The organism is Pseudoxanthomonas sp. F11 (assembly GCF_037046485.1).
Classification (GTDB): Bacteria; Pseudomonadota; Gammaproteobacteria; order Xanthomonadales; family Xanthomonadaceae; genus Pseudoxanthomonas_A.
The window spans coordinates 994,634-1,001,273 of record NZ_JBANLZ010000002.1 but is presented as its reverse complement, the minus strand read 5'-3'; the positions used below and the strand labels follow the sequence as shown (position 1 = coordinate 1,001,273).

Genomic DNA, 6,640 nt, shown 5'->3' with positions numbered 1-6,640 from the left:
CAGCATCGCCTGCCGCCGGCGCGGCCTCGTTGCGAAGGGCGCCCCCAGGTTGTTGCGGGCCGGCTGATCCTTCACGGCCGCTACGTATGCAAGGCGCGCAAGCCCGATTGCCCGCAATGCGTGATCCGCGACCTCTGCCGGTTCAAGGACAAGACCGTCGCCTGACGCGGCAGCATCGCCTGCCGCCGGCGCGGCCTCGTTGCGAAGGGCGCCCCCAGGTTGTTGCGGGCCGGCTGATCCTTCACGGCCGCTACGTATGCAAGGCGCGCAAGCCCGATTGCGCGCAATGCGTGATCCGCGACCTCTGCCGGTTCAAGGACAAAACCGTCGCCTGACGCGGCAGCATCGCCTGCCGCCGGCGCGGCCTCGTTGCGAAGGGCGCCCCCAGGTTGTTGCGAGCCGGCTGATCCTTCACGGCCGCTACGTATGCAAGGCACGCAAGCCGGACTGCCCGCAGTGCGTGATCCGCGACCTCTGCCATTTCAGGGACAAGACGCCATCTGGGTGAGCGACGGCAGGCACGTCTGGCGCAGGCCACGAGGTCAGCGTTGCGTGGGAGCGACGTGAGTCGCGATCGACTCTCCGGTAAAGCCCCATCGCGACTTGCGTCGCTCCCACAGTGACCTTTCAGAAAAAAAGCCCCGGGACATGCCCGGGGCTTTTTCGTTGCTGGTCCCGCGACGCTTACCAGCTGAACTGCGTGCGCAGCGCGTACTGGGCGGTCTCGTCGCCGGTGACCTCGTTGTCGCCCTGCGTGTAGTTCAGCATGAAGCGCAGGTTGGGGTTGACGTAGTAGTTGACGCCGAAGATCCAGCTGGTGACTTCGCGGTTCAGCGTCTCGTTCTCGGCGTAGTCGTAGCGGCCGGTCAGTTCCCACAGGCCCTTGTCGGCGACCTTGGGCGAACCGAACACGCCGGTGGCGCCCTTGTACGGCTTGTGGCCGCCGTTGAGCATGAAGCTGCCCTGCACGTAGTAGCTGGTCACGTCCTGGTCGCGGCCGAGCGGCTGGCCGAAGGTGGCGTCGGCGTATTCGGCCTGGAAGAAGGCCGGACCGAACGAACCGGCGGCCTCGACCGCGTACACGGTGACTTCGTTGCGGCTGGCCCCCGTCGTGGTGGCGATGCTCTGCGACGGACCGCGGCGACCGGCGTAGTTGAAGGAGGCCGACAGGTTGTCCGAGCCCTGGTTCGCGTTCTCGTAGCTGTACCACGCGCCCAGGTGCAGGGTGTTGTTGTCGTTGTTGATCGGCGCGAAGGTCACGCGACCGGAGGCGCCCATACCCTCATTGCGCGAGCTGGCCGCGCCGCGAAGGTTGAACACGGCCGCACCGGCGGTGTAGTTCTCGCCCGCACGCAGATAGCCCACGCCCTGCTGGAACTGGCGGCCACTGAACAGGCCGGTAGCGGAGGCGAACGGGCGCTCCATCATCAACAGTTCGTTGGAGCTGGTCAGCTCTTCCATCGCGCGGTAGGGCTTGAAGTGACCGATGGTGAACTTGCCGCCCAGCGCGCTCTTGGCGATGTAGGCGTCGCGCAGACCGTCCAGGTTGGTACCCGCGCCGAAATCCTGCTCCAGCTTGTACTCCCAGCCGTAGGCCTTGCCGCCCAGGGTCAGGCGCGCGCGGCGGAATTCGGTGGTGCCGGTGGTGCTGGCGATGTCGCGATCGAAGGCGTAGGTGTCGAAGTGGATGCGACCGCCGATGCTGGCTTCGAACTTGCCGTCGGCCGAGGTGACCTTGACGCCGCCCTTGGTGTCGATCTTCGGCGAGCCCGTGGTGATCTTGTCCAGCTGCGCGGCGGTATCGATGTTGACGTCGGACTGCGCATCGCTGCGCTCTTCCAGCTCGGCCACCTTGGCCGTCAGCGCCTCCAGCTGCGCCTTCAGTTCGGCGATGGTCTGGTCGCGGTTGTCGGCGGCGGATGCCGAAAAACTGGTGCTGCCCATGGCGACGGCAAGTGCGGCAGCCAGAAGGGAATAACGCATGGTGACTCTCCGGAGGGAAGGTGGAGTAAGAGCGCGGGCTTCGCGGAAGCTTCGTTTCCCTTCGGAAATCATTAAGCGCCCGTCAAAGATGCGCTAAAGCATGGGAGTGAAATCTTGCAGTCACATGTGAGTTTCATGACCGCCATATGACAGTCGACCGCTCCGCGTGCCGTACGCCTATATATAGGTCTGACCGCGTGGCCGGAGCGTGCGCGACGGCCATCGCCCACCCTGCCCGTCCTCCCGCTTGCATGCGCCATGGCCCCTCGCCGGGCGGACCACCCGCCGTCACGGGACTGTCGTGATTACGACACCGGGCTGTCACACAAACGTCGTGGAATGGCCACCCAACGGGCACGCCCGTGCCTTCCACCCTGCCTTCTCCCAGGAGATTTCCGTGCTCAACTCGATCAAATCCCGCGTCGCGCTGCTCGCGCTCGCCTCGGCCTTCTCGGCGCAGGCGTTCGCCGCCGACGTGACCGGCGCTGGCGCGTCGTTCGTGTATCCGGTGATGACCAAGTGGTCCGCCGACTATGCCAAGGCCACCAACAACCGCGTGAACTACCAGTCGATCGGCTCGGGCGGCGGCATCGCGCAGATCAAGGCCGGCACGGTGGATTTCGGCTCCTCCGATGCCCCGCTGAAGCCGGAAGAACTGGCCAAGTACGGCCTGGCCCAGTTCCCGTCGGTGATCGGCGGCGTGGTGCCGGTGCTGAACGTCGCCGGCCTGAAGCCGGGCCAGCTGAAGCTGGACGGCCCGACCCTGGCCAACATCTTCCTGGGCACCATCAAGACCTGGAACGACCCTGCCATCGCCGCGCTCAACCCCGGCCTGACCCTGCCGGCACAGCGCATCACCGTGGTCCGTCGTTCGGACGGTTCGGGCACCACCTTCAACTTCGTCAATTACCTGTCCAAGGTGAGCCCGGAGTGGAAGTCCAAGGTCGGTGAAGGCACCAGCGTGCAGTGGCCGACCGGCGTGGGCGGCAAGGGCAACGAGGGCGTCGCCGCGTACGTGAAGCAGATCAAGGGCGGCATCGGCTATGTCGAACTGTCCTACGCGCTGCAGAACAAGATGGCCTACGCCAGCCTGAAGAACGCGTCGGGCAACTTCGTGCAGCCCAGCGATGAGACCTTCGCCGCCGCGGCCGCCAGTGCCGAATGGGGCAAGTCAAAGGACTTCTATCTGGTGATGACCAACGCCCCGGGCGCCAACTCCTGGCCGATCACCGCCACCAACTTCATCCTGATGTACAAGGCGCCGAAGAAGGGCAACAAGGACGCGCGCGACTTCTTCCGCTGGGTCTACGCCAATGGCGATGCCCAGGCCAAGTCGCTGGACTACGTGCCGCTGCCGCCTGCCCTGGTGCAGCAGATCGAGACGTACTGGAAGGCCAACCTGAAGTACTGATCGCACCTGCCGGCACGGTCTCTCCCCGTGCCGGCACCAGCGTCGCGACCCTCCCGCGCGGCGCCCCCCCCTGGCGGGCCTTCGGGCCCGCTTTCCTTTCCGGACACACGCGCTACGCGTCGCATGACGGCGCGAGATCACAATGTCATCACGCTGTAACAAAAACATCATTTCATAGCGTGGATCACAAACGACCCGTCTGGAGAGCCCATGCACGTCCGCAACGCCCGATTGGCCACCCTGGCCCTGGCCACTGCCTTCTTCGCTGCCGCCTGCGGCGGCAAGACCGACACCCCGGCCGCGACCGCGGGCGCCGAGGGCGCTGCCGCTTCCGCTGATGCCGCGCAGAAGATCTCGGCCGAGATTACCGGTGCCGGCGCCTCCTTCATCTATCCGCTGATGGCGCGCTGGTCCACGGACTACAACAAGGCCACGGGCGCCAAGATCAACTACCAGTCGATCGGTTCGGGCGGCGGCATCGCGCAGATCAAGGCCGCGACCGTCGATTTCGGCTCGTCCGACAAGCCTCTGTCGCCGGAAGAGCTGGCGCAGGCCGGCCTGGGCCAGTTCCCCTCGGTCATCGGCGGTGTGGTGCCGGTGATCAACGTGGAAGGCCTGCAGCCGGGTCAGCTCAAGCTCAACGGCACCGTGCTGGCCGACATCTTCCTGCACAAGATCACTACCTGGAACGACCCGGCCATCGCCGCGCTGAATCCGGGCGTCACGCTCCCGGCCGGCAAGATCAACACCGTGCACCGCTCCGACGGCTCGGGCACCACCTTCAACTTCGTCAACTACCTGTCCAAGATCAGCCCGGAGTGGAAGGACAAGGTGGGCGAAGGCACCAGCGTCAACTGGCCGGGCGGCGTGGGCGGCAAGGGCAACGAGGGCGTGGCGGCGTACGTGCGCCAGCTGAAAGGTTCCATCGGCTACGTCGAACTGGCCTACGCCGAACAAAACAACATGTCGTACGCGTCGCTGCAGAATGCCGCGGGCAACTTCGTGCAGCCCACCGCGGAAAGCTTCGCCGCCGCCGCGGCCAGCGCCGACTGGGCCAACGCCAAGGACTTCAACCTGGTCATCACGAATGCACCCGGCGAGCAGGCGTGGCCGATCACCGCGACCAACTTCATCCTGGTGTACAAGCAGCCCAAGGACGCGGCGAAGGCCAGGCACACGCTGGACTTCTTCAAGTGGGCGTACGAACAGGGCCAGGCGCAGGCCAACGAACTGGACTACGTGCCGCTGCCGCCGGAACTGGTGGGCCAGATCGAGCAGTACTGGCAGACCGAGATCAAGCTCTGAGCCAACGCACCGAGCCACCTAGTCGGGTGGCCCGGTGTCATCACGCGGTAACCCCCCGCCCGTGCAGTAGTCGCCTCCGCTCCCTCCGTCCTTCCCCCACCCCTCGGGTTGCATGAACGCCACCGCCCTCCCCGCTTCCCTGACGGACGTGCGCACTGCGAAAGACGCACGCGCCGACACGATGTTCCGGTTGACGCTCACCGGCGCCGGTCTGTTCGTCCTGATCTCGCTGATCGCCGCGGCGCTTTCCATGCTGTGGGGCGGCCGTGAAGCCCTGCAGACCTTCGGCCTGGGCTTCTTCACCAGCGCCGAATGGAATGTGGGCACGCGCGAATTCGGCGCACTGGTGCCGATCTTCGGCACCCTGGTCAGCGCCGGCCTCGCCATGCTGATCGCCGTGCCGGTGAGCTTCGGCATCGCCGTGTTCCTGACCGAAGTCGCCCCCGCCTGGATGCGCGGCCCCGTCGGCATGGCCATCGAACTACTGGCCGGCATCCCCTCGATCATCTACGGCATGTGGGGCCTGTTCGTGCTGGCGCCGCAACTGAGCGAACACGTCTACCCGTGGATCAACGACAACCTCGGCCAGCTGCCGCTGGTCGGCGCCGTGCTGTCCGGACCGCCGCTCGGCATCGGCATGCTGACCGCCGGCCTGGTGCTGGCGATCATGGTGATCCCCTTCATCTCCTCGGTGATGCGCGAGGTGTTCCTGACCGTGCCTGGGCGTTTGAAGGAATCGGCCTATGCGTTGGGCTCGACGAAGTGGGAAGTGGTGTGGGACGTGGTGCTGCCCTACACGCGCTCGGCCGTGATCGGCGGCGTGTTCCTCGGCCTGGGCCGTGCGCTGGGCGAAACGATGGCGGTGACCTTCGTCATCGGTAACGCCTACACGATCAGCGCGGCGCTGCTGGAACCGGGCACGTCCATCGCGTCCACCATCGCCAATGAATTCGCCGAAGCCACCGATCCGCTGCACAAGGGCTCGCTGCTGCTGCTCGGCTTCACCCTGTTCGTGCTGACCTTCATCGTGCTGGCGATCGCCCGCCTGATGCTGCGCCAGCTGGCCAAGCGGGAGGGCAACTGATGTCCGCTTCGCTCTATACCTGGCGCAAGGTCAAGAACGGCGTCGCCCTGTCGCTGTCCATCGTCGCCGCCCTGTTCGGCCTGATGTGGCTGGTCTGGATCCTGTGGACCACGATCACCAAGGGCATGGGCAGCCTCAACCTTGACCTGTTCACCCAGATGACGCCGCCGCCCAACGAACCGGGTGGCCTGGCCAACGCCCTGTTCGGCAGCGTGGTGATGAGCCTGCTGGCCATCCTGCTGGGCACGCCCATCGGCGTCGCCGCCGGCACGTACCTGGCCGAGTACGCCAACAGGCACTGGCTGGGCGAAACCGTCCGCTTCGTCAACGACATCCTGCTGTCGGCCCCCTCCATCGTGCTGGGCCTTTTCATCTACACCGTGATGGTCGCGCAGATGGGCCACTACTCGGCGTGGGCCGGCGCGGTGGCATTGGCGTTCATCGCCCTGCCGGTGATCGTGCGCACGACCGACGAGATGCTGCGACTGGTGCCGCAGCAGATGCGCGAAGCCGCGCTGTCGCTGGGCGTACCGCAGTGGAAGGTCACCACCCAGGTGCTGATGCGTTCGGCGTTGCCGGGCATCGTCACCGGCGTGCTGCTGGCACTGGCGCGCATCAGCGGTGAAACCGCGCCGCTGCTGTTCACCGCCTTCAACAACCAGTTCTGGAGCACGGACCTCAACCAGTCGATGGCCAACCTGCCGATGGTCATCTTCCAGTACGCGATGAGCCCCTACGACTCCTGGAACTCGCTGGCCTGGGCCGGCGCCTTCCTGGTCACCGGCATGGTGCTGATCCTCAGCCTCATTGCGCGAACCATCCTTCTTCGAAACAAGGTGACCCATGAATGACGCCGC

The 6,640-nt window shown here is 65.9% G+C and carries 5 protein-coding genes and 3 pseudogenes; 7 read left to right on the top strand and 1 reads right to left on the bottom strand.

Going from position 1 to position 6,640, the window contains the following annotated elements:
• Positions 1-63: 63 nt before the first annotated feature.
• From V8246_RS10510 to V8246_RS10500, 3 pseudogenes are all read left to right on the top strand, one after another.
• Positions 64-165: pseudogene (locus V8246_RS10510) on the top strand (endonuclease III); the annotation flags it as partial.
• A 68-nt stretch (positions 166-233) separates the two neighbouring features.
• Positions 234-335, top strand: a pseudogene (locus tag V8246_RS10505) (endonuclease III); the annotation flags it as partial.
• A gap of 68 nt (positions 336-403) precedes the next feature.
• Positions 404-508: pseudogene (locus V8246_RS10500) on the top strand (endonuclease III); the annotation flags it as partial.
• A gap of 176 nt (positions 509-684) precedes the next feature.
• On the opposite strand, the gene V8246_RS10495 reads toward V8246_RS10500, so the two are convergent.
• Complete coding sequence (locus V8246_RS10495) at positions 685-1,983, bottom strand: porin (RefSeq protein WP_336189044.1); 1,299 nt, start codon at positions 1,981-1,983, stop codon at positions 685-687.
• 397 nt (positions 1,984-2,380) lie between these two features.
• Between V8246_RS10495 and pstS (V8246_RS10490) the strand changes: the two genes are divergently transcribed.
• The 4 genes from pstS (V8246_RS10490) to pstA all read left to right on the top strand — a co-directional run bounded on the left by pstS (V8246_RS10490) (position 2,381) and on the right by pstA (position 6,634).
• Positions 2,381-3,394, top strand: a complete 1,014-nt coding sequence (pstS, locus tag V8246_RS10490; protein ID WP_336189043.1) for a phosphate ABC transporter substrate-binding protein PstS — start codon at positions 2,381-2,383, stop codon at positions 3,392-3,394.
• 210 nt (positions 3,395-3,604) lie between these two features.
• A complete protein-coding gene (pstS, locus tag V8246_RS10485) occupies positions 3,605-4,699 on the top strand; it encodes a phosphate ABC transporter substrate-binding protein PstS (RefSeq protein WP_336189042.1) in 1,095 nt (364 codons plus the stop codon).
• A 112-nt stretch (positions 4,700-4,811) separates the two neighbouring features.
• Positions 4,812-5,783 (top strand): phosphate ABC transporter permease subunit PstC, encoded by a 972-nt coding sequence (pstC, locus tag V8246_RS10480; protein ID WP_336189041.1) that lies wholly within the window; start codon positions 4,812-4,814, stop codon positions 5,781-5,783.
• Positions 5,783-6,634 carry a phosphate ABC transporter permease PstA gene (pstA, locus tag V8246_RS10475; RefSeq protein WP_336189040.1) on the top strand — a complete coding sequence of 284 codons (852 nt, stop codon included), beginning with the start codon at positions 5,783-5,785 and terminating at the stop codon, positions 6,632-6,634. The genes pstC and pstA overlap by 1 nt, the downstream gene beginning before the upstream one ends.
• Positions 6,635-6,640: the final 6 nt, after the last annotated feature.

Excerpts from the sequence above, each read along its gene's own strand:
- V8246_RS10495 (WP_336189044.1), bottom strand. The coding sequence starts at position 1,983 with ATGCGTTATTCCCTTCTGGCTGCCGCACTTGCCGTCGCCATGGGCAGC.
- pstS (WP_336189042.1), top strand. The coding sequence starts at position 3,605 with ATGCACGTCCGCAACGCCCGATTGGCCACCCTGGCCCTGGCCACTGCC.
- pstA (WP_336189040.1), top strand. The coding sequence starts at position 5,783 with ATGTCCGCTTCGCTCTATACCTGGCGCAAGGTCAAGAACGGCGTCGCC.
- pstC (WP_336189041.1), top strand. The coding sequence starts at position 4,812 with ATGAACGCCACCGCCCTCCCCGCTTCCCTGACGGACGTGCGCACTGCG.